Origin of the sequence: Paraburkholderia sp., from assembly GCF_047605525.1 — a bacterium.
Lineage (GTDB): Bacteria > Pseudomonadota > Gammaproteobacteria > Burkholderiales > Burkholderiaceae > Paraburkholderia.
Genome location: NZ_JASGFN010000011.1, coordinates 232,635 through 254,654 on the forward strand (window position 1 = coordinate 232,635; position 22,020 = coordinate 254,654).

The following is a 22,020-nucleotide window of genomic DNA, read 5'->3' on the forward strand; positions in this document are numbered from 1 at the left end:
CCACCACGTCATGCCGCCGCGGTCCGGCTCGGGCGCCCCGCCCGCTTCGCAAACGCATAGCCGTTCTTGCCGTCGCGCTTGACCTGATACATCGCCTCATCGGCCGCGGCGACGAGGCGGCGGTGATCGCCGACACTATCGGGAAAGCTCGCGATGCCGACGCTCGCGCGCACGAGGCCGATTCCCATCTGCTCGTCGATGAATACCACGCAATCGATCAATCGCCGCGCGATATCGGCCAGCTCCATTTCGTTCGAAAACGCCTGCACCAGCACCGCGAATTCGTCGCCGCCGATACGCGCGACGAGATCGGTCCGGCGAACCGACGCGCGAAAACACGCCGCTACCCTGGCGAGAAATGCGTCGCCGGTCGGATGCCCGAACGAATCGTTGACCTGCTTGAAACCGTCGAGATCGATATAGAGCACGGCGATCCGGTGCGGTGCCGGCGCGGCGCGCGCGCTCGTTGCGGCTTCATCGAGCGCGCTCAGCAGCCTGCGGCGGTTCGGCAAACCGGTCAGCGAATCGTGCAGCGACGCATGTTCGAATTCGTGCGACTGTCCGGCTAGCTGCCGGTTGCGTTTCGCGTACATGCCGAGCGCGGTGATCAGCATGCAGAACAGCAGAGCGGCGAGCGCGATGAGCGTGCGCGCGACGTGCGTTACGCGCAGCCGCGCATCTGCGCTATGGGCGTCGCGTTGCGCGCGCCAGTACGCGGACACGCTGCCGAGCGCAGCGCCGGCCGCCTCGGGGGTGAGGTTCGCGTTCAGCTTGCCGGGCGACATCGGCGGTTCGGGCGACGGACTCGCGTTCGCCAGCGCCGCGAGCGCCGCGAAGCACCGCGCGAATTCGGCGCGCGCCTGGTTGTAGCCGTCGACGAAGGCCGCGTCGTGACGGGACGCGGCGCCGGGCATCCGCTGCCAGACGGCCCATTGTTCGCGCGCACTTTCGGCGCGTTCGGCGGCCTCGAGCACAAGGCCCGCATATTCCTGCTTCAGTTGATCGGAGAAGATCGTGCGCATCTGCGTGGCCAGATACAGCAGGCCGATCAGCAGGCACAGCAGCGCGGCCACGGCAATCGTCGCGGGACCCGGCCTCGATCCTGGCCCCGATTCTGGCTGCGAGCGCCGCACCGGCACGCGTTCGGGCGCGTCGCCGCGACTCCCAGAGCACCCATCGCACTCAGGGGTGCGAGTAGATGTCTTGTTGTTGCTGGCGTCCGCTGCCATGTTGACGGTAGCTCACACGTCGAAAGAACTGCCCCACGCGCGCAAACAGATTGCTCCGGTGCTTCGCGTTCGCCGGCGCGGCACGCCGGTCCTGCTGCGCGAGCCTGGCGTCCTTTGCCGTGCGGCTGGGCACGGACTGCGGCGCGGGGGAATCGGCGGCGTTCGCGGCGCGCTGCGTGGCAGCGGACGATTGGGCGGCGGCGGGGGTGGCGTAAAGATCGGGCGACGTATCGGCGAGCGCCGTCGGTGAATTCGCATCGGGAGCGCTCTGCTGGATCTGTCCAGACCAGATCGCATGCCCGCCGCCCTCCTCGTCTGCTTTCAGTGTCGCGGCGGGTCGCGTGGACAGCGCTGCCGTCGACGTCGCGGGCGCAATGGGCGTAACGGTCGTGGCAACTGCTGTGTCCTCGCTGTGCGCGGGTTGCGCCGCCGCGCGCGGCGGTCCGGCCTGCGCGGCGGACTGCGCGAAGCCGCGCGTCCCGCCCGGCTCCGACGAGCCCAGCGCGCGGCGCGCGCTGGTGATGGCCTCCGCATACGTCTGCTGATCGTGGTTGAACCAGACGCCGTATGCGACAGTGCCGATCACGCCGAAGGTCAGCGCCCCCGCCGCGGCAACGCATAACGCCAGCCGGCCGAAGCGCGGTGGCGCAGCGCCCGACGCGCGCAGGCCGTCGAGGTCGGAATCGGGGTCCAGGTCGTCCGCGTCGGGCTGACGCGGATCGGTATCGTCGCTATTCGTAGCCATCGCAATACGCTCCGGAATACGTGCTACTTCTGGCTGACAGGCCGCGGGCGGGATGCGCGTTCGCGCGGACGCCGCATACGCTGTCCGATGAATGTCATTCTCTCGCAAGCGGACGACAGCACGGTAACGTTGCGTTTCAAATGACAGCGTCAACGGCGACGGCAGACCGCAAAAAGCGCGGAGAACAGGTAAAAGCTGCAAAGCGGCAGGCAGCCGGGCTGCGATGCCATTCGTCTGCATGCACGTGGCGACGGGGTTTCTGCAAAACGCGCCAACGTGACCGGTGTTTCGTATGCAACAACCACGCCTATAGGATAGTTTGCGCGCGATTTCAAGGCGGCGACGTGAATGCCCTGCGGGCGACCGACGACATCACGCGCCGCGCGAGCGTGCCGAAACAGCCGACCAACCTGCTACTGTTCAGCAGATTCCCGAATAGTGCGCACGCAGTGGTAAGGTCACGCCCGCGCATCGCGCGAATCCGCGTGATGCCCGGATCAGCCTGGCTTAACGTCATCGGTCAGCATAAAAATCATGTCCAACGTGTATCAGCACAAGCCGCTCACACCTTTTCGCCGCGGGCTCGCGCGTTTTTCCCTCTCCGAAACCGCCAAGTACGCGAAGCTGACACTCGGCCTGTGGATCGGCTTCGGCATTCCCTATCTGCTCGGCTATCCGGACGCGGCCGTGCCGCTCGCCGGTTCGACGATGCTGACGCTGGCCCTCGGCAGCTCGATTTCGGCAGCCCGTAGCTACTTCTACAAGCGCGTGTTCTCGAACGTGGTGGCGATGCCGATCGGCACGCTGCTGATCTGGCTCACCGCGCCGCATCTGTGGCTGGGCGCGGCGCTGCTGCCGGTCGTGATCTTCAGCATCGTCGCGCTGCGGCCGTCGCTGTTCCAGATGACGAGCATCACCGTGCCGATCACGCTCGTGCTCTATACCGGCGAACATATTCCGCTGCTCGAACAGCGGCTGATCGGCGTCGTGCTCGGCATGTTCCTCGGCTTCATCCTCCAGCAGATCGCGTTTCCGCCCGATCACGGCTACTGGGCGAACACGCTCGTCAACGACGGCAACGAGCAGGCGACCGAGGTCGTCGCGCAACTGGCGGCCGGCCAGCTCGGGAAGGCGCGGATCAAGGCCACCGCCACGCAGTTGCGCACGCTGAGCACGAACCTCAAGCAGGCGCATCAGTTGCTGAAAATCGACAGCGAGCAGGCATGGGTGTCGCCGCACCTGAAGCGCAACAAGGTACGGCTGCCGGTATTCGCGTGCTATCAGGAGACGTTCGATACGCTGGTCAACTTTCTCGAAACCCTGGACACGTTCCATGAACAGTTCGCCGCGCTCGATGCGTCGTGGCGCGAAGCGTTTCTCGCGCGGCTCGCGAGGCTCGTCGCCGCGCACCGGCAACTGGCCGAGGCGGCGGACCTGCGGGTCGAACGTGCGCCGCTGGCCGCGCCGCCGCTGCACATGGAAGACCTGCGCCAGTTGATCGGGGATCTGCCCGCGTCCAATGTGTTCACGAGCGTGTACCTCGGGCACCTGACCGGCTACGGGATTCTGCTGTGCCGCCTGAGCGATCTGCATACCGCGTGAGCGTCGTCCGTTGCACCGCTCACTGCACGGTGATCGTCGCCTTCATGTTCGGATGGATGCCGCAGAAGATCCTGTACACCCCCGGCTTGTCGAATCTGAACTGATACGTGTCGTTCTGATCGAGCGCGGCGGAGCGGAACATGCCGGCGTCGTTGACGACGGTGTGCGGCTCGCCATCGAGGTTCTTCCATGTGACCGTCGAGCCGGCCTTGATCGTCAATGCCATCGGCATGAACATGAAGTTCCTGATGACCACCGCGTTCGGGGTTGGCGACGGGACCGAAGTTTCTTTCTGCGTCTGCATCTTCATCTGCGTTTGCGCGGCGCCTAGCCCCGCCGATGCCGCGAGAATCACGAGGCTGCCAAGCAGGTTGAGCAGCACGCGCGCGATCAGATCGGTCAGCATGAGGGGTCTCCTGAGCCAGGAAAAGTATGGGAAAAGGCAAGCGTCATGCGAGCGTCGCGTCGTCGAGCGTCGCCTTCAGCGGATGACGCGCGATGCTGACGCTCGTCACGCCGAGCATCTTCGGTAACTGGTCGCTCGCGACCTTCAGCGGGCCGGGGCCCTCGCCGTGGCCAGCGTCCGGCTGCGGATAGGCGGTCGAGCGCGCGGTGTGAAACGTGACGTTGCCTTCGACCTTCGACACGATCTGATGGATGTGGCCGTTCAACACCGTCACCGAACCGAAGCGCTTCAGATAGCTCATCGCCTGACCCGCATCGCCGGTGCCCCACCCCCACGGCGCGTAGATCGTCCACATCGGCATATGCGCGAACACGACGATCGGCGTGCTCGATGAGCGCCCCTTCAGATCGTTTTCGAGCCATTCGAGCTGTTCGTCGCCGAAACCGCCGAGGCCGTTCGGCTTGAAATGCATCACGTTGACGAGGCCGACGAAATGCACGCCCCGATGGTCGAAGCTGTAATAGCCGCGGTTAGCCGAGGCCTTGCCGAAGCGGTTGAAGTACTCGATGCCGGGGCCGTCCGTCACGTCGTGCTCGCCCGGCACGGTATGCAGTTCGGTGATCCTGAGCCCCGCCAGCAGTTGGGCCGCGAGATCGAACTCCGAGGCTTTGGACAGATGCGTGATGTCGCCGGTGTGAATCGCGAGCGGCGGCCTCGCCGGCATCGCGTTGACGAAGTCGATCGTCTGCCTGAGCGTGCCGGCCACGTCGGGATTCGCTTCCTTGTTGAAGCCGATATGCGTGTCGCTGATCTGCACGAACAACGGCACGCCCGCGGCCGGCGCGGTTTTCGCGTCGGCGGCGAACGCGAGTTCCACCGGCGTGAGCACACCGCCCGACAGCATGAATACGGTGCCCAGTCCGCCGAACGCAAGACATTTCAACGCGCCGCGCCGCGCCGGATCGAATGAATGATGTGACGACATGATGACCTCACGAGAAGGATTCGCAGAACCGCCGCGAGATCGTCCCGCGGCCCTTGCGAGCCGTTTCATGAGGCATGACTGACGGGGTGCGTGGTTTATTCCCGCGTTTTCTGCGTCATCCGCCCACCGCCGCGATGATCCGCGCGCGCATTGCGTCGTCGGGCAACGGTCCCGAACCGGCGCGCACGTTGTCGGCCATATATCGAGGCCGCCCGGTGCCGGGAATCACGACCGTCACCGCCGGATGCGCGAGCACGAACTTGAGGAGAATCTGCGCCCAGCTCGTGCAGCCGATTTCCGCGGCCCATGCGGGCACCGGCGTTTTCATCACGCGCGCGAGCAGTCCGCCGCCGCCGAACGGCTGATTGATCACGACGCCGATGCCGAGGTCCGCCGCGAGCGGCAGGATCCGCTGCTCGGCCGCGCGGTCGTCTGCGGCATAGTTGATCTGCACGAAATCGGGTTTTTCGCCGCGCATCACCGACGCGACTTCGTCGAACGCGCTCGACGTGTAATGCGTGATGCCGAGATAGCGAATCCGTCCGCGCGCTTTCCAGTCGCGCAGCGTCGCGAGTTGCGTGCGCCAGTCGAGCAGATTGTGGACCTGCATCAGATCGATACGCGGCTGTTGAAAGCGCCGCAGCGATTCCTCCATCTGCGCGATGCCGGCCGCGCGCCCTTCGGTCCAGACCTTGGTTGCGACGAACGCCTTGCCGTGCGCGTCGAGCTGCGTGAGCAACGCGCCCGCGACCGCTTCGGAAGAGCCGTACATCGGCGACGAATCGATCACCGAGCCGCCCGCTTCGAACAGGATGCGCAGCACGTCGGCAAGTTGCGCACGGGCGGCGGGATCGTCGCCGACGTCGAACGTGCGCCACGTCCCGCAGCCGATCACCGGCAGGCGCTCGCCGCTCGAAGGAATCACACGCTGCGTGATGCGGGGTAATGCAGTGGCGCCGGTTTGCGCCCACGCGATTTGCGGCAACGCAAGCGAGACCGGCACGCCGATCGCGGTGCGCAGAAAACGGCGCCGGGTGTCGTGGTTCGTCGGAGGGGTCATGGTGTGAGAGGTTCCTGCACGCCCGCTAGCGGATCAGCCGCGCGCAGATCGGCATGCCGCTCAGGCGTGCCGCCCACGACGACTGCGCGGCGCCGGACGCGGCGAATCGATCGGCCGCCATCGCGGACGCGCCTGCTGCGCCAATCGCGATGGCGACGAACGCGAGGCGCCGCAACCGGCCCGCCAGCATCGTCGACAGGTGTCGCCAGCCGGCCAGCAGCGTCATGCTCAACGCAACGACGACGCAGCACATAGCTCGCTCCTCAGGCGTGCGCCACGGCCTTTTCCGTGCGCGCGGGAAACGGATTGCGCCATGCGTCGAACGCATTCAACTGATCGTGCCAGCGCCGCACTTCGGGGAATTCGTCGAGCGGCATCGCCGCGACCTGCGCATAAGGCAGCGGGACAGCGACGGAAAAATCCGCCACCGACAGATCGTCGCCGAGCAGCCACTTGCGTCCCTTCAGATGCTGATCGAGCACCGCCGCATGCCTGCGGAAAAATGCCTGCGCTTGCGCGACCTTCGCCGGATCGGGCGCGCCGGGTCCGATCCACGGCTTGACGAGATGTTCGAAGTACAGCGCGCCCGCGTGCCGGTACAGATGCTGGCTATTCCAGCTCATCCAGCGCACGACGTCGATCTGCTGCTGCGCGTCGCGCGGCCATAGCGCGGATTGCGCGCGCTGCGCGAGATGGCAGAGGATCGCATCGGCTTCCCACAGCCGGTGCTCGCCGTCGACGAGCGCCGGCACCTTGCCGTTCGGATTGATCGCGAGATAGTCCGGTTTCGTGTGCTCGCCGTTGCGCAGATCGACGAACACGTAATCGATCGGCAGATCCAGATAGCCGGCCACCGCGCAGGCTTTTCGCGGAGCGAGCGTTTCAGCGTAGTAGAGCTTCATGTTCGACCTCGGTATGCGTTGATGTGATGGCGCGTCGAGTATCCGGTGTGCCGTTTCAGCCGGCTTCGCCTGCCAGCTCCGCGAGCAGCGTCTCCAGCTTCCCGAACGAACCGGTCCAGCCGATCCGGTGATCGTCGCGCGCCGCTTCGTCGGCGAATTGCGAGTGCGTGAAATTCAGCTCGGTGCCCTCGTCGATCGAGCGCAATACGATCGTCACCAGCGAGCGCCGTTCGGGCATCGTGACCCACTCCCACGTGAAGACCAGCTTGCGATCGGGCTCGACCTCGCGATATTCGCCGCGGCAATCATGCGTTTCGCCGTTCAGCGTCTGGAACACCACGCGAAAGCGCCCGCCCACGCGCGGATCGGCCTCGGCGCTCAGCACCGGACCGCCGTCGGGTCCCCACCAGCGCACCATCAGCTCGGGGCGCGTCCATGCCGCGTAGACCCGCGCCGGCGGCGCCTTCAGGCGCCGCACGATCGTCAGACTGGGCTTCTCGCTGGTCATCCGTCTTCTCCTTCGACAAAATCGGCAAGCCGGTCGAGACTCGCGGACCAGAAACGCTCATAACGCCTGAGCCACGCCATCGCCTCTTCCATCGGACCGGCAACGAGTTCGACCGACACGGTTCGCCCGTGCTTCGTGCGCGCGATCAGACCGGCATCGCTCAGCACGTCGAGATGCTTCATCACCGCCGGCAGCTTCACCGGCAACGGACGCGCAATTTCCGTGATCGACAGGCCGGGCTCGCGTTCGAGACGCGCGAGGATGGCCCGCCGCGTCGGATCCACGAGCGCGGCAAACGTACGATCGAGTTGATTGACTGGATACTTCACCATGTGGTGAACTATAGGAGATGACCGCGCGGCGTCAAGATTTTTATCGAGCTTGTTCGCGAAGAACGCCGGGGCCGGCGCGCGGTTGCGTAACCATCCGTGAGCGCTTTCGCGCGGCACGCGAAAGCGTAGAGATATTCTGAGCCAGACGAAAAAAATGCCGGCGGCGTCAATGCCGCACTTCGCTTTCCTCGCCGTAGCGCATGCCGTGCGCGGCGATCAACCGGTACAGCGTGGCGCGTGAAACGCCGAGTTCGCGCGCGGCGTCGGACGGCCGTCCGCGATGGCGCAGCAAAGCGAGTTCGATCGCCTGCCGCTCGGCGGATTCACGCGCCTGCGCGAGCGTCGTAGTCGACACCGCCGTGAAGTTGCCGAGCTCGAGATCTTCGGCGGTGATCGTGCGCCCTTCCGACATCACGATGGCGCGCCGCACCCGGTTGATCAACTCGCGCACATTGCCGGGCCAGTCGTACGCGTGCATGGCCGTGATCGCATCGGGCGAGAACCCGTGGAGACGCCGGCTCGCGTCCTTGCGGTAACGTTCGAGCACGTAAAGCGCAAGCAGCTCGATGTCCTTGCCGCGCGCGCGCAGCGGCGGTTCGTCGATGCGCAGCACGCACAGCCGATGGTACAGGTCGGAGCGGAAGCGTCCCGCCTCGATCGCCGCTTCCATATCGACGTGCGTCGCGCAGATGATGCGCACGTCGACATCGATCGAACTCTGGCCGCCGAGCCGGTCGATGGTGTTTTCCTGCAGGAAGCGCAGCAGGCTCGCCTGACTCTCGTACGGCAGATCGCCGATTTCGTCGAGAAACAGCGTGCCGCCGTTCGCGCTTTCGACCCGGCCGATGCGCCGTTGATTCGCGCCGGTGAACGCGCCGCGTTCGTGACCGAACAGTTCCGACTGCAACAGATGCGGCGGAATCGCGCCGCAATTGATCGCGACGAACGGCGCCTTGCGGCGCGTCGAGCGGGCGTGGATCGCAGCGGCCGTCAGTTCCTTGCCGGTACCCGATTCGCCGGAGATGAAGACGGGTGCATCGGTGGTCGCCACCTTGCGGATCGAGCGGAACAGCGCGAGCATCGCGTCGCAGGTGCCGATCATTTCGCCTTCGGCGCTTGCCGTGTCGAGGAGCGCCGGCTCGCCGAGCGAGATCATCCCGCATGCGTGGCCGACGGTATCGACGATGCGCGTATTCGCGGCGGGCAGCGTCACGTAATCGAAGCAGTAGTCGCGCACGAGCCGGCGCGTGATGGGATCGTCGAGTTGCGGGGTTTCGGCCATCGCGACCCAGCCGACGTTCGGCAGCGCGAGGCAGGTTTGCAGCGCGGACGCGTCGTGCGATTCGAGCACGCTCGCGAGATCGACGAGACCGCCTGCCGGTGCGCCGTCCTGCACGGCATGCCGCACATCGTGAACCGAGTCGATGACTTCGACTTCCCAATCGCGTTTCTGGATATCCGCCAGCAGTTGCGGAGCGGGATCGCGCGTGAAATAGATCACACGCCTCGGATAGGCCTTCACTTTCTGCATTGTTCCTGCATCTCCTGCTGCGGCTGTTCTGACGGTCGCCTTGACAGGTTGCGCCGCCTGTTGCGCCGCAGCCTCTCGCCTGTTGCGTCGCTCCAAGGTTCTCATGGCCGCGCCGCCCCGATTGCACGCCGGCCCATGTGCGGATATCTGCGAAGAGTGGCTAAGGTGGTTGACGCACGGCCGTCAGCAGCCTGATACGTATTGAACGGACGAATCGATCATACGTGCCGACGCCCGGCTTTCAACGCGTCTTGACCATATTTAATGATTGGTTCCGTAGCTGGTGCGGCGGGACCCCCTCGCGACCTGTCATACGCGGTTCGCAGGCCGCGTCCCACTAGCGCGATCCGTTCGCACGCAGCGGTCTGAAGAACCGGCGAATCTCGGTCGCGAGCAAAGCGGGTTCCTCCATCGCCGCGAAATGTCCACCGCTTGCCATCTCGCTCCACTGCACGACATTGAAAGTTCTTTCGAGCCAGCTACGCGGCGGATGATTGATCTCTTTTGGAAACAGCGCGAAGCCGAGCGGTGTGTCGATGCGTTGGCCGTCGGCGAAACGCATCGGTTGCAGGCGGTTCTCCCAGTACATCTGCATGGCCGGGCCGATGCATTGCGTGAACCAGTAGAGCGAGATGTTGGTAAGCAGTTCGTCCTGTGAGAACACGGACTCGACGTCGCCGCCGCAATCGCTCCACGCGCGAAACTTCTCCCCGATCCAGGCGGCGAGTCCCACCGGCGAATCGTTGAGCGACGCGGCCACGGTCAGCGGCTTCGTCGCATGCTGATGCGCGTAGCCGCCTTCGAGCGCGGCCCAGTCGTTCTTCTCGCGCAGATAGTTTTCCTCGGCCGCCGTAAGCGGCTGCCGGGCCGCGCCGATCGCGGGCTCGTACGAACTCGGCAGGAAGTTGAGATGAATGCCGTCGACGGCTTGCGGATGACGCGCGGCAAGCGCGATCGACACCCCCGCGCCGAGATCGCCGCCCTGCGCGCCGAAGCGCTCGTAGCCGAGGCCGCGCATCAGCGACGCCCACAGGTCCGCGACCTGAAACGCGGAGGTGCCGGGCTGCGCGGGCGCCGGAGAAAACGCGAAGCCCGGCAGCGACGGCGTGACGACGTCGAATGCATCGGCGGGATCGGCGCCGAACGCGGCCGGGTCGCACAACTGGTCGACCAGCGCATGAAACTCGAAGAACGAGCCGGGCCAGCCATGCGTGATCACGAGCGGATAAGGTTCAAATCCGGGCGCGTTCCCCGCGCCGCGCCGATGCGCGAAGTGCACGGTCTGCCCGTTCACGTCGGCGAGAAATTGCGGCAGCCGGTTCAGCTTGCGTTCGGCCGCGCGCCAGTCGAACTGCCCCGCCCAATAGGTCGCGAGCTCGCGCAGCCACGCCGCGTCGGCGCCCTGCTGCCACGCGGGCGCGGGTGTCGCGGGCGCCCAGCGGGTCGCGCGAAGGCGGCGGCGTAGATCGTCGAGGTCCTGCTCGGCAATGGCAATCTCAAACGGTTCTATCTGCATGGCGGTTCGTCCGGCAACGGTTGGCGGAAATGCGCGGTGCCTGCGCGGCCGCGCGCGAAGTCATCGCGAAGTGATCCATCGTACGCGCGTTGGACGAAAGCCGGATAATGGGCATCCGCATTCACACGAGACACACGAGAGGAGATTGACGCGATGTCCGCTTACGAATCCAAAGTGCCGCGAGTGCTGCTGACGAACGACGATGGCATCGACGCGCCCGGCCTCGCCGTGCTCGAAGCGATTGCCGCCGAGCTCGCGCACGAAGTCTGGGTGGTCGCGCCCGAGCACGATCAGAGCGGTACGTCGCATTCGATCAGCCTGCATTCGCCGCTGCGGGTAAGCCGCCAGGGCGAGCGCCGCTTCGGCGTGACCGGCACGCCCGGCGATTGCGTCGTGATGGGCGTGCGTCATCTGATGCGCGATACGCCGCCGACGCTGGTGCTCTCCGGCGTCAATCGCGGCGGCAACCTCGGCGTCGAGACGATGTTCTCCGGCACGGTCGGCGCGGCGATGACCGGCCTATTGCTCGGCTTGCCGTCGTTCGCGCTGAGCCAGACCTTCCGCGATCGCGAGCGCGTGCGCTGGGATACCGCGCGCACGCTCGCGCCCGGCGTGATCCGCCAGTTGCTCGCGATCGAACACGCCGCGCCGGTCTGCCTGAACATCAACTTCCCCGACGTCGACGCGGCCGACGCCGGTCCGCTCACGCCGACGCGGCAAGGCGTCGGGCTCGTCGAAGACATCGACGTGCTGCCGCAGGTCGACCCGCGCGGCATGGCGTATCACTGGCTGCGCTTTCAGCGCGGCGCGCGCGCCAACGATCCCGACAGCGAAACGGCGGTGGTGGCGGCGGGCCGCGTGTCGGTCACGCCGCTCGCGTTCGATCGCACCGACGAAGCCACTTTCTCGCGGCTCGCTGCGTCGTTGCGCTAAGGTTTTTTCGAGGATGCGGCGAGCGGCACGCGGCCCGGAACCGCATTACACCAGCGGCCCTTCTTCCGGCTTGCGGCGCATCGCAACCACGATCGAACTGCCGACGATCAGCGCGATCCCGAGCAGCGACATCGCGCCGATCGTCTCGCCCCACACCACATAGCCGAACAGCGCCGCCCATACGATGCTCGTGTAGTTGTACGGCGCGAGCGCGCCGGCATCGGCCCCGCGAAACGCCATCGTCATCAGCAGTTGGCCGGCCGTCGCGAACGCGCCGAGCAGCGCCATGATCGCGAGCGCCTCGAACGACGGCGTGCGCCACGCGAAAAGCAGCGACGCACCCATCACGATCGTGCCGAGCGCCGTGAAGTACAGCACCGTCGTGCCCGAATCGTCGCTGGCGTGGATGCGCTTGATCTGGATGATCGACAACGCGCCGCACAACGCGCTCGATATCAGCAGCACGGGACCGAGCCAGCTCGAATGCGAGCCGTCCGGGCGCACCACGAACAGCACGCCGGCGAAGCCGACCGCGGCGGCCAGCGCGTCGCGCGGCTTGAGCGTTTCCTTCAGCAGCGGCGGCGCCAGCACGATCACGAGCAGGGTCTCCGAATAAACGATCGCCACTGCCTCGCTGAGCGGCATATACGGCAGGCCGGCGAAAAACAGACCGGACGCGCCGAGCAGCGTAAGCGCGCGGATGGTCTGTCCACGCACGTCCAGTTGCCGCAAACGCGCGGCGAGCGGCTTGCCGCGCATGCACAGCGCCACCGCCGGAAACAGCCCGAACAGCATGCGGAAGAACGTCACCTCGTTGGCCGGATAGCCGAGCGCGACGGATTTCGCCAACGCGTCGACGAGCGCGAAACAGAACATCGACACGAGGATCAGCGCCACGCTGCGCAGCGGCACAGCGGTTGAACGGACGGCGGCAACGGGCGGCATGAAGGGTCCTGGGAAAGTGCGCGGCAACGCATCGTCATGTCGGCGCAACGACCTCAACCTGCCGCGCCGATATGACAGCGAATATCGATTATGCCCGCGCGCTCCACGCGACCGGCAGCCTTCCGCGTAACTCATCGATTCATTCCGCATCACCCATGCGCCCGCCTCCGCGCGTCTAACTCGCCGCCCCCGATATGGCAATTCCGGGTATCCACCAATACAGGCTCGCGCAACTAATAATATTATTCATATCAATTTCCGCATCCTTACAGCCATGCTTTCAGACTCCAAGGCTGTATGCGAATTTAATAATAATTATGACCATCAATTAAGCGGGGACCTCAGGAGATAAAGGTGCGCAATTACTTCGTGCTGGCGACGACACTCGCCATGCTGAGCGCGTGCGGCGGCAACGATGGTTCGCCGAACGCGTCCGCTTCCGCCAACAAACAGGTCAATGCGATCGATGCGACCGCGGCTTCCGCGGCCTCTTCGGCGTCGGCTTCCGCCGCGGCGCAAGCCGACGCGGCCGATGTGCAGAAAGAGTTCAAGGCCGCCAGCGCGATCCCGGTCGGGATGAAAACGACCACTCCGCCGCTCGTGATCGCCGACCCTATGCTGAACCTCGCGCCCTACACGCCGCCCGCGCCGCCCGCGCCGCCGACGCCGGTCTCGACGACCACCCTCTCGTTCGGCGATTTCACGAGCTACCTCGCGCCGGGCTCGACCGATGGCTGGCGCCCCGGCGCGAACACGTCGACGATCACGATCGATGCGCCGGCGACCAATGGCACCGGCGCCGGCGACAAGGCCGTGGCGCTCGCGAGCACCTATGCGACCGCGTCGTACGAAGCGGACGTGACGGTCACCGCGCCGGTCGGCACGGGCGCCGCGAACGCGGGCTTCATCGTGCGCACGACGAACCCGAGCGCGGGCGGTCCGGACAGCCTGACCGGCTACTTCATCGGCCTCGACACCGGCACGCACTCGGTCGTGGTCGGCCGCCAGAACAACAACTGGACCAATTTCATCCAGTATCCGGTGAGCACGGTGGTCGGCGGCAGCACGCATCACCTGAAGGTGACGACGAGCGGCAACGCGATCCTCGTCGACCTCGACGGCCAGCGCGTGGTCAGCGCGAACGACGCGACCAACGCGCTGCCCGCGGCGTTCCAGTCGGGCAGCTTCGGCGTGCGGCGCTTCGGTGTCGGGGCGACGTTCAGCAACATCACGATCCATACCTATCCGACCGTGACGTCGCCGAGCTACGATTTCTCTAAGGTCGTCGGCGCGGTCTACACGCCGTCCAACGCGGTCAACGCGATCGACTTCTGGGAGAACTACGATCCCGAGATCGTCAACCGCGAACTGACGTACGCGCAAACGTACGGCATGAACACGATTGCGGTGTACCTGCACTACCTCGTGTGGGCCAACGACCGCGTCGCGTTCCTCAGCAAGTTCGAGAACCTGCTGAAGATCGCCGCGCGCCACGGCATCAAGGTCTCGCCGATCTTCTACGACGACTGCTGGAACGCGACCCCGCAATACGGGCCGCAGGGCGCGCCGATCTGGGGCGTGCATAACAGCAGATGGGTGCAGTCGCCGGGCACGCCGGTCGAGCAGGCGTACTTCCAGGCGAGCGCGTCGAATGCGTCGGTCACGTACAAGCAGAGCCTCGCGAGCTACATCACCGATTTCGTCGCGCCGCATCGCCACGACCCGCGCATCATCTTCTGGGAAACGATGAACGAGCCCGGCTGCAGCGGCAACGGCGCGTTGCAGAACACGCGCGCGGTGCTGATGAACGACGCGCGCATCGCGATTCTCAACGCGGGCGCGACGCAGCCGATCAACGCGCCGCAGGTGCAGGAGGATGAAGGCACGTACTTCTCGGACTTCTACGCGTTCCATCCGTACGGCAATCCGTATACGGGGCCGGTGAACGGCAGCAGCATCAACGCGCTGAACTCCGAGACGCTGCAACGCGGCTTCGAGGGCACCACGGGGCAAACGATGCCGGGCATCGTCGCGAACTACGGCGGCACGACGGGCTTCATCGTGTGGGAGCTGATGATCGGCCGCACCAATACGCGTTTCCACTGGGGCCAGGTGCCGGACGCGCCCGCCACCGTCGAACCGGCGACGCCGTTCCAGGGGACGATCTACCCGGACGGCCATCCGTGGCAGACCTCGGAAACGCAGGCGCTGACGGGCGGCTTCGACGTCAGGCTGCCGGTGTTGCAGGTTGCGTACTACAACGACCCGACGTTCAGCGCGGCGCCCGTCAAGACGTCGATTACGCCGATGATCGATTTCGACCTGAACACCGAGCGCGGCACCGATTCACCCGACGCATCGGCCGGCGTGAATGCGACCAACTACGGCGTGCGCTGGACCGGCGCGATCAAGGCGACGCAGGACGGTACTTATACGTTCTCGATCGATAGCGATAATGTCGCGCGTCTGTGGATCAACGGCGTGAAGGTGATCGACAAGAAGAGCGCGAAGCAGGCCACCGCGACCGGCAAGATCTGGCTTGCCGCGAAGCAGCGCGCGTCGATCAAGGTCGAGTATGTGCACGGTACCGGTGCGGCGAGCATGCATCTGCTGTGGTCGAATCCGGATGCGGGCGGCCCGGGGACGTTGAAGATCGTGCCGTCGGATTCGCTGGTGACGGCGAGCTGAAGGACAAGTGATTGTTGTGGGTGGCCGGTTGGGGTGGAGGTGAGTCTGCTACGCCGGCCGGGTGGTGACAATGAACGCGGCGCATGGGGGGTCGTGCGTCGCGTTTTTTTGTGTGGGGAACTCCTGATGGGTTAGTTTCGATATTTCAAGGAAACGAAACGCGCAGATAGCCCTTGCTCGACTTCAATGGACATCTTTCACTACTTTGCCGCGCTGTCTGCTTCGACTAATACGGAAAACCGGGATGCTCTGCTGTGTGTCGGATTCATAAATCCACATTGCCTATGACTCTGGTCACACCAGTTTCCATTTAGGTCTGCCCTTTGTTCCAGGTGATTTCGTTGCCCAACGAGCAGCTAGCACCATCAGTACCCGTCAATCTCGATCGTGCCGCCTAGTGCCTCCATCATCGCGCGAATGTCGTTTGGAACATCTGGCACACGATTGCCAATCTGTTTGTCCCAATAGCACCAGAAGCGAACCTTGACCCCCTTGCGCTTTAGCGTCTCATGAAGATCCGGGCGTGCAAGGTCAAGTCGTTCAACAAGAAATCGCAGATGCGGCTCAAGCGCGTCGCTGACAACGAATGCTTTACTCCCGAAGCCCCACAATCCCACGCGGCCGGGCGTGCGGCTAACGCGTCCGGAAGGCGTGGTAAACGGTTCGCCCTTGATAATGGCGATGTCGGGTTTCACATCGAAGTAGCCGGTCCAGAAGGCGGGAACGACAGAATCACCCATTACATGAAACGTGGCGTATGCCGGTTTTTGGTCAGTCATTGCCCTGGCCACCTCAAGATCGCTCATCATGTCGATCCGCAGCCCCACGGGATTGATACGTCCTAACAGACCCCGCAGGTGATGCATGTCCCAGCTATTCGATGTCCACGACTCAGGCCTTGTCCGTTCCACAAAATCCTCATGGGCGGCAGTCAATACCCGTGCATTTCGTCGAGTCCCTCGTGGGTGAGTTGCCTGTCAATCTCCTTATGCCACTGTAGAGCGCGCTCAAATCTCGACTCATCCTTTATGCACGTAATTTCGCGGCTAAAAAACATCCGTACTCCGCTACTGTTCCCGGTAAAGCCCGCATCGTAGCAACTCACACGTAGCCCTGTAGCTATCTCAATATCAATCTTTACAAGGCTTTAAACTTTTTAGGAATGTTCCTAGCTGGACGTTATGCACTGGTGCGAACCGGATCTACATTTCAGACCAACCAGTTCCAATGAAGTCAAAGCCCATCGCTCAAGCCCGAAAAAAACGCGGCGCACGGAAAATCCGCTGCGCCGCATTTTCATATGGTATGTCGTGCCGCCGCGTCAATCACCCGTATTACCACAACGACAAAAACTTGCCGCTCTTTCCATCGATATTGCCTGTGTATCCAGATAGAGGATTAAACTCGAACACCCAGCCATGTCGAGAAATGATGAAATGACCTCACGATTCATGCCGGGGAGCATGTTTTGATCGGGGCGATCCTCGTTACGGCTGGCTTCATCCTTTCGATCGTGATGAAGCGCCGCCGCAAGACATAGGCCTTTACTGTTCCCCTGCCGTTCCCTACCCCGGCGCCCGCCCCAACACCTGCGAATCGGACTCCGGCGCCGACGTCCCGGTATGCCCATGCGCACGCGCTGTCGTCGCCACCGCGCCGGTTCCTCCCGAGCGCGTCACCGACTTCGCATGCCGCTCGATCAACCGTTGCAGCAAACAGAACGCGCACAGCAGCGCACCGATCACAATCCGCGTCCACCACGAACTCAGCGTGCCGTCGAACGTAATCAACGTCTGAATCGTGCCGAGAATGCCCACCCCGAACAGCGAGCCGATCACATAACCGACACCGCCCGTCAGCAACGTGCCGCCGATCACCGTCGCCGCAATCGCATCGAGCTCCATCCCCTGCGCTTGCAGTCCATAACCCGACAGCACGTAGAACGTAAACACCGCACCGCCGAGCGCCGAACAGAAACCGCTCAGCGCGTACACGCCGACGCGCGTGCGCGCGACCGGCAGCCCCATCAGCAGCGCCGAACGCGGATTGCCGCCGACCGCATACACGTTACGTCCAAAGCGCGTGAAATGCGCGACATAAATCGCGGCCACAAGCGCCGCGAGTGCGATCAGCACGTTCGCCGACACCGAACCGACACCGACGTTCAGACGAAACGCCGAGATCTTCTGGAACGTCGGATCGGTGATCGTGATCGACTGCGTCGTGATCAGAAAGCACAGACCGCGCGCGAAGAACATCCCCGCCAGCGTCACGATAAAGGCCTGCAAGCGGAAGAAATGAATCAGCGCGCCCTGCACCGCGCCGAACACGGTACCCATCAGCAGCACGATCGGAATGATGATCCACACCGACAGATGCATATGTTCGGAAAGCACCGCCTCGACGATCGTCGTCAGCGCAACCACCGAGCCCACCGACAGATCGATGCCGCCCGACACGATCACGAACGTCATGCCGATCGCGACGATCAGCAGGAACGCGTTGTCGACGAGCAGGTCGAGCAGCACCTGCCACGAGAAGAAGCCGGTGTACATCACCGAGCCGAAGCCGAATAGCGCGCAGAACAGCAGGATCGTCACCGCGATCGGCAGCGTGCGCGGATCGACCACACGTGCGAGCGCTTCGAAAAGGCGCCTCATCGTGTCACCCCGCGTGCCGCCCCGCGCGATCTGACGAGCGACGTACCGAACGACACCGCGAGCGTACGCGCCGCCGGCGACTGGATCACGCTGACCGCGAGCACGACGGCCGCCTTGACGACGAGCGTCGCTTCCGGCGGCACGCCGATCGAATAGGTGGTGTACGTGAGCGTCTGGATGATCAGCGCGCCGAGCACCGTGCCCGCGAAGCTGAAGCGGCCGCCGAGCAGCGACGTGCCGCCCAGCGTCACCGCGAGAATCGCGTCCAGTTCGAGCAGCAGCCCCGCGTTGTTGCCGTCCGCGCTGCGCACGTTCGAGCTGATCAGGATGCCGGCCATCGCCGCGGTCAAACCGGAGAAGCCGTACACCGCGAACACGATCGCTTTCGAGCGCAGTCCGACGAGGCGCGTCGCGACCGGATTGACGCCGATCGCGCGAATGAAGAGCCCGAGCGCGGTTCCTTCGACGAGCGCGGCGGTCGCGAGCACCGCCACCGTCGCGATCCACACCGAGCACGGCACGCCGAGCCAGTAGCCGCCGCCGACGAACAGATAAGCCGGCGCGCCGATCGGGATGATCTGCCCGGCGGTCAGCAGTTGCGCGATGCCGCGGCCGGCCACCATCAGGATCAGTGTCGCGATGATCGGCTGCATGCCGACGAACGACACGAGCACGCCGTTCCACATGCCGCTCAGCAACCCGACGACGAGCGCCGCCGCGAGCGCCTGCGCGACCAGCGCGCCGCTCGGCGCGGCCTGCGTCGCAAGGATCGTCGCGGCCGCGGCGCCCGCGATCGCGACCACCGCGCCGACCGAAATATCGATGCCGCGCGTCGCGATCACGAGCGTCATGCCGATCGCGACGAGCACGAGCGGCGCGGCGCGATTGAGGATGTCGATCGGCGCGCCGAACAGGTGGCCGTCGAGCATGCGCAGCGCGAGGAAATGCGGATTGACCAGCAGATTCAGCCCAAACAGCAACGCGAGCGTCACGCAGGGCCACAATAGCTGGCGCTCGGCCCCGTCGCGCGCGAACCAGTTCGATAGCTTCATTCGCAGCTCCCTGCGATGAGTCGGTAGATGTTGTCCTCGTTGGACGCCTTGCCGGCGACCTCGGCGATCTTGCGGCGGTCGCGCAGCACCGCGACGCGGTGGCTCACGCGCAGCACCTCGCTGATCTCCGATGAAATGAACAGGATGGAGAGACCGTTCGCGCACAGCGCGAGCAGCCGGTCCATGATGTCGAACTTCGCGGCGACGTCGATGCCGCGCGTCGGTTCGTCGAGTATCAGCAGCTTCGGATCGGTCGCGAGCCAGCGCGCGAGCAGCGCTTTCTGCTGGTTGCCGCCGGACAGCAATGCAATCGGCTGTTCGGCGTCGGACGCCTTGATACCGAGTCGCTCGATCCACACGTCGGCGAGCTCGCGCGCACGCTGCCGGCCGATCTTGCGCCACCAGCCGCGCCGCGCCTGCAATGCGAGCACGATGTTCTCGCGGATCGACAGTTCGGCGACGATGCCTTCCTTCTTGCGGTCTTCCGCGCAATAGCCGATGCCGTGGCGCACCGCATCGCGCGGCGAGCGCAGCCGCACCGGCCGGCCGTTGACGAGGATCGTGCCGCTGTCCGCGCGGTCCGCGCCGAATAGCAGGCGCGCGGTTTCGGTGCGGCCCGAGCCGAGCAGACCCGCGAGGCCGAGAATCTGGCCGGCCTGCACGTCGAGATCGATCGGCTGCAACGTGCCGCGCCGGCCGACCCCACGCAGCTCGACGAACGGCGCCGCGGTCTGCGCGAGTGGCGCATGCGACGGCGAATCCTCCGCGATGTCCCGCGGATCGTCGGCGGCCTGTCCTTCATGCGCCGCTTCGCGCAGACGCGCACTCATGCGCTCATGGCCGACCATCTTCGCGACCAGTTGATCGGCCGGCAGATCGCGCGCGAGATATTCGCCTTCACGCTCGCCGTTACGCATCACCGTGATGCGGTCGGAGATCGCGTAGGTCTGTTCGATGAAGTGCGTGACGAACAGGATCGCGATGCCGGAGTGCTTCAGATGCCGAAGGATTTTGAAAAGCTGCGCGACTTCGCTGTCGTCGAGGCTCGAGGTCGGTTCGTCGAGGATCAGCACGCGTGCGTCGACCGATAGCGCCCGCGCGATCGCGACCATCTGCTGCACCGCGATCGGATACGCGTCGAGCGAGCGCGTGACGTCGAGCGTGACGTCGAGGCGCGCCAGCGCGGCCTGGGCACGCCGTTTGATGTCGGGCCAGTCGATCGCGCCGAACCGGCGCGGCTGGCGGCCCGCGAAAATGTTCTCCGCGACCGACAGGTTCGGGCACAGGTTCACTTCCTGGTACAGCGTGCGCACGCCGGCCGCCTCCGCCTCCTGCGGCGACGCGAACGCGACCGTTTCGCCGCCGAGGCGGATCGTGCCGGCATCGGGTGCGAGCACGCCGGTGAGCACGTTGATCAAGGTCGATTTGCCGGCGCCGTTCTGTCCCATCAGCGTGTGAACCTCGCCGGGGAACAGGCGGAAATCGACGCCTTGCAGCGCCTTCACGCCCGGAAATGTCTTGCTGACGCCGGAGGTGGCGAGGATCGGCTCGCGCGCGCTCGCGCCATCCTGCGGGCTGTGCGCGCCGCGTGTCGGCTGGCCCGGCTGATTCGGTTCGAAAGCGGAATGGCTCATGGACCTCGCTCGATCGGCTATGCGTGGGTCGGCGGATTCCGCCAGCGGCATGCTCCTGAAAAGAGACCGCCCGCTGCCGAAGCAGCCCGGGCGGTCAGGCACCACTGGAGAAACCCGTTCGATCTGTCCGTACGGCGCGTCGGCCGCGTCAGTATTTGCGCTGCGGCAGCGTTTGCGCGGCGACGCTCATCGGGAAGACGGTCTCTTCCGTGACGATGCGCTTCGGCAATTGCTTGCCGGCCACGACGTCCTTCACGGCCGACATCAGTTGCGGTCCGAGCAGCGGGCTGCATTCGACGTCGACGTTCATCTTGCCCGCCACCATCGCCTGGAAGCCGCCCTTGGTCGCGTCGAACGACACGATGGTGACGTCCTTGCCCGGATGCATGCCGGCCTCTTCCATCGCCTGGATCGCGCCGAGCGCCATGTCGTCGTTATGTGCATACACGACGTTGATCTTGTTACCGTAGGTCTTGATGAAGGCTTCCATCACCTGCTTGCCGCCGGCGAGCGTGAAGTCGCCGCTCTGCGACGCGATGATCCTGAACTTCGGATCGTTCTTGATCACTTCCATCAGGCCCGCGTGCCGGTCGTTGGCCGGCGCCGAGCCGACCGTGCCCTGCAGTTCGGCGATGTTGATCGGGCCTTTATCGTTCTTGTAGTGATCCTCGAGCCAGTGGCCGCCGCGCCGTCCTTCCTCGAGGAAGTCCGAACCGATCATCGTCACGTACAGCGACTGGTCTTTCACGTCGATGTTGCGGTCGGTCAGGATCACCGGAATGTTCGCGGCTTTCGCTTCACGCAGCACTGGTTCCCAGCCCGATTCGACCACCGGCGAGAACGCGATCACGTCGACCTTCTGCGCGATATACGAGCGGATCGCCTTGATCTGGTTTTCCTGTTTCTGTTGGGCGTCGGAGAATTTGAGCCTGATCTTCGCGTCCGCCGCCGCCGACTTGACCGATTCGGTATTCGCGGTGCGCCATGCGCTTTCCGCGCCGACCTGTGCAAAACCGAGCGTGATCTGCTTGTCCTCGGCATGCGCGCCGGGCGTGGCCAGCGTCAGTGCACCGAGGCTCGCGGAAAGCGCAAGCGCGCCCAGAGCGCGACACGCGGCACGTCGTGTATTCGCCATGACTGTCTCCTGATCGTTGTTGTATAGCGACCCAGCGACCTGCCCAGCCCTCGCGGCCCTCACGGTGCGTGGATCGTGCTGTAGCGTACTGTGCGAGGCGTTAACCGTCCAATCATATGATTCGCGGGGTCGATATCATTTTTGGTATAGCGCCCGG

Annotated in this window: 20 protein-coding genes; 3 read left to right on the forward strand and 17 right to left on the reverse strand. The window is 64.8% G+C overall.

Annotation, left to right across the window (positions count from 1 at the left end):
• Window positions 1-8 precede the first annotated feature (8 nt).
• The gene (locus QM685_RS17910) at window positions 9-1,229 is read right to left on the reverse strand and encodes a diguanylate cyclase domain-containing protein (RefSeq protein WP_415117707.1); all 1,221 of its coding nucleotides are present in this window, start codon (window positions 1,227-1,229) and stop codon (window positions 9-11) included.
• Window positions 1,183-1,974, reverse strand: a complete 792-nt coding sequence (locus tag QM685_RS17915; RefSeq protein WP_415117708.1) for a hypothetical protein — start codon at window positions 1,972-1,974, stop codon at window positions 1,183-1,185. Before QM685_RS17915 ends, QM685_RS17910 begins: the two co-directional genes overlap by 47 nt.
• Window positions 1,975-2,508: 534 nt before the next feature.
• On the opposite strand from QM685_RS17915, the gene QM685_RS17920 reads away from it, so the two are divergent.
• Window positions 2,509-3,576, forward strand: a complete 1,068-nt coding sequence (locus QM685_RS17920) for an FUSC family protein (RefSeq protein WP_415117709.1) — start codon at window positions 2,509-2,511, stop codon at window positions 3,574-3,576.
• Between the two features lie 19 nt (window positions 3,577-3,595).
• Here the strand turns inward: QM685_RS17920 and QM685_RS17925 are convergent, their stop codons facing one another.
• The 9 genes from QM685_RS17925 to QM685_RS17965 all read right to left on the reverse strand — a co-directional run bounded on the left by QM685_RS17925 (window position 3,596) and on the right by QM685_RS17965 (window position 10,816).
• A complete protein-coding gene (locus QM685_RS17925; RefSeq protein WP_415117781.1) occupies window positions 3,596-3,886 on the reverse strand; it encodes a cupredoxin domain-containing protein in 291 nt (96 codons plus the stop codon).
• A gap of 139 nt (window positions 3,887-4,025) precedes the next feature.
• Window positions 4,026-4,967, reverse strand: coding sequence for a metallophosphoesterase family protein (locus tag QM685_RS17930; RefSeq protein ID WP_415117711.1), 942 nt, complete (start codon window positions 4,965-4,967; stop codon window positions 4,026-4,028).
• Window positions 4,968-5,082: 115 nt separating this feature from the next.
• Window positions 5,083-6,027 carry an aldo/keto reductase gene (locus QM685_RS17935; RefSeq protein ID WP_415117713.1) on the reverse strand — a complete coding sequence of 315 codons (945 nt, stop codon included), beginning with the start codon at window positions 6,025-6,027 and terminating at the stop codon, window positions 5,083-5,085.
• A 25-nt stretch (window positions 6,028-6,052) separates the two neighbouring features.
• Entirely contained in the window at window positions 6,053-6,280 is a 228-nt protein-coding gene (locus tag QM685_RS17940; RefSeq protein WP_415117715.1) for a hypothetical protein, read from the reverse strand.
• A gap of 10 nt (window positions 6,281-6,290) precedes the next feature.
• Window positions 6,291-6,929, reverse strand: coding sequence for a glutathione S-transferase family protein (locus QM685_RS17945; protein ID WP_415117717.1), 639 nt, complete (start codon window positions 6,927-6,929; stop codon window positions 6,291-6,293).
• A gap of 55 nt (window positions 6,930-6,984) precedes the next feature.
• The gene (locus QM685_RS17950; RefSeq protein WP_415117719.1) at window positions 6,985-7,437 is read right to left on the reverse strand and encodes an SRPBCC family protein; all 453 of its coding nucleotides are present in this window, start codon (window positions 7,435-7,437) and stop codon (window positions 6,985-6,987) included.
• Window positions 7,434-7,769 carry an ArsR/SmtB family transcription factor gene (locus QM685_RS17955; RefSeq protein WP_415117721.1) on the reverse strand — a complete coding sequence of 112 codons (336 nt, stop codon included), beginning with the start codon at window positions 7,767-7,769 and terminating at the stop codon, window positions 7,434-7,436. Before QM685_RS17955 ends, QM685_RS17950 begins: the two co-directional genes overlap by 4 nt.
• Before the next feature lie 166 nt (window positions 7,770-7,935).
• A complete protein-coding gene (locus QM685_RS17960) occupies window positions 7,936-9,300 on the reverse strand; it encodes a sigma 54-interacting transcriptional regulator (protein WP_415117723.1) in 1,365 nt (454 codons plus the stop codon).
• 337 nt (window positions 9,301-9,637) lie between these two features.
• On the reverse strand, window positions 9,638-10,816 hold the full coding sequence (locus QM685_RS17965; RefSeq protein WP_415117725.1) for an epoxide hydrolase family protein: 1,179 nt from the start codon (window positions 10,814-10,816) through the stop codon (window positions 9,638-9,640).
• Window positions 10,817-10,969: 153 nt separating this feature from the next.
• Between QM685_RS17965 and surE the strand changes: the two genes are divergently transcribed.
• The gene (gene surE, locus QM685_RS17970; protein WP_415117727.1) at window positions 10,970-11,749 is read left to right on the forward strand and encodes a 5'/3'-nucleotidase SurE; all 780 of its coding nucleotides are present in this window, start codon (window positions 10,970-10,972) and stop codon (window positions 11,747-11,749) included.
• Window positions 11,750-11,794: 45 nt separating this feature from the next.
• Here the strand turns inward: surE and QM685_RS17975 are convergent, their stop codons facing one another.
• Window positions 11,795-12,694: a DMT family transporter gene (locus QM685_RS17975; RefSeq protein WP_415117729.1), complete on the reverse strand. Its 900-nt coding sequence runs from the start codon at window positions 12,692-12,694 to the stop codon at window positions 11,795-11,797.
• Between the two features lie 354 nt (window positions 12,695-13,048).
• Here QM685_RS17975 and QM685_RS17980 point away from each other — a divergent pair, with 354 nt between their 5' ends.
• Window positions 13,049-15,382, forward strand: a complete 2,334-nt coding sequence (locus QM685_RS17980; protein WP_415117731.1) for a PA14 domain-containing protein — start codon at window positions 13,049-13,051, stop codon at window positions 15,380-15,382.
• 365 nt (window positions 15,383-15,747) lie between these two features.
• On the opposite strand, the gene QM685_RS17985 is transcribed toward QM685_RS17980, so the two are convergent.
• The 5 genes from QM685_RS17985 to QM685_RS18005 form a co-directional block, all read right to left on the reverse strand.
• A complete protein-coding gene (locus QM685_RS17985) occupies window positions 15,748-16,317 on the reverse strand; it encodes a hypothetical protein (protein WP_415117733.1) in 570 nt (189 codons plus the stop codon).
• A 630-nt stretch (window positions 16,318-16,947) separates the two neighbouring features.
• Window positions 16,948-18,042: a galactofuranose ABC transporter, permease protein YjfF gene (yjfF, locus tag QM685_RS17990; RefSeq protein ID WP_415117735.1), complete on the reverse strand. Its 1,095-nt coding sequence runs from the start codon at window positions 18,040-18,042 to the stop codon at window positions 16,948-16,950.
• Window positions 18,039-19,094 carry an ABC transporter permease gene (locus QM685_RS17995; RefSeq protein WP_415117737.1) on the reverse strand — a complete coding sequence of 352 codons (1,056 nt, stop codon included), beginning with the start codon at window positions 19,092-19,094 and terminating at the stop codon, window positions 18,039-18,041. Before QM685_RS17995 ends, yjfF begins: the two co-directional genes overlap by 4 nt.
• Window positions 19,091-20,728: a sugar ABC transporter ATP-binding protein gene (locus QM685_RS18000; protein ID WP_415117739.1), complete on the reverse strand. Its 1,638-nt coding sequence runs from the start codon at window positions 20,726-20,728 to the stop codon at window positions 19,091-19,093. Before QM685_RS18000 ends, QM685_RS17995 begins: the two co-directional genes overlap by 4 nt.
• A gap of 148 nt (window positions 20,729-20,876) precedes the next feature.
• Window positions 20,877-21,863 carry an ABC transporter substrate-binding protein gene (locus QM685_RS18005; RefSeq protein WP_415117741.1) on the reverse strand — a complete coding sequence of 329 codons (987 nt, stop codon included), beginning with the start codon at window positions 21,861-21,863 and terminating at the stop codon, window positions 20,877-20,879.
• Window positions 21,864-22,020 lie beyond the last annotated feature (157 nt).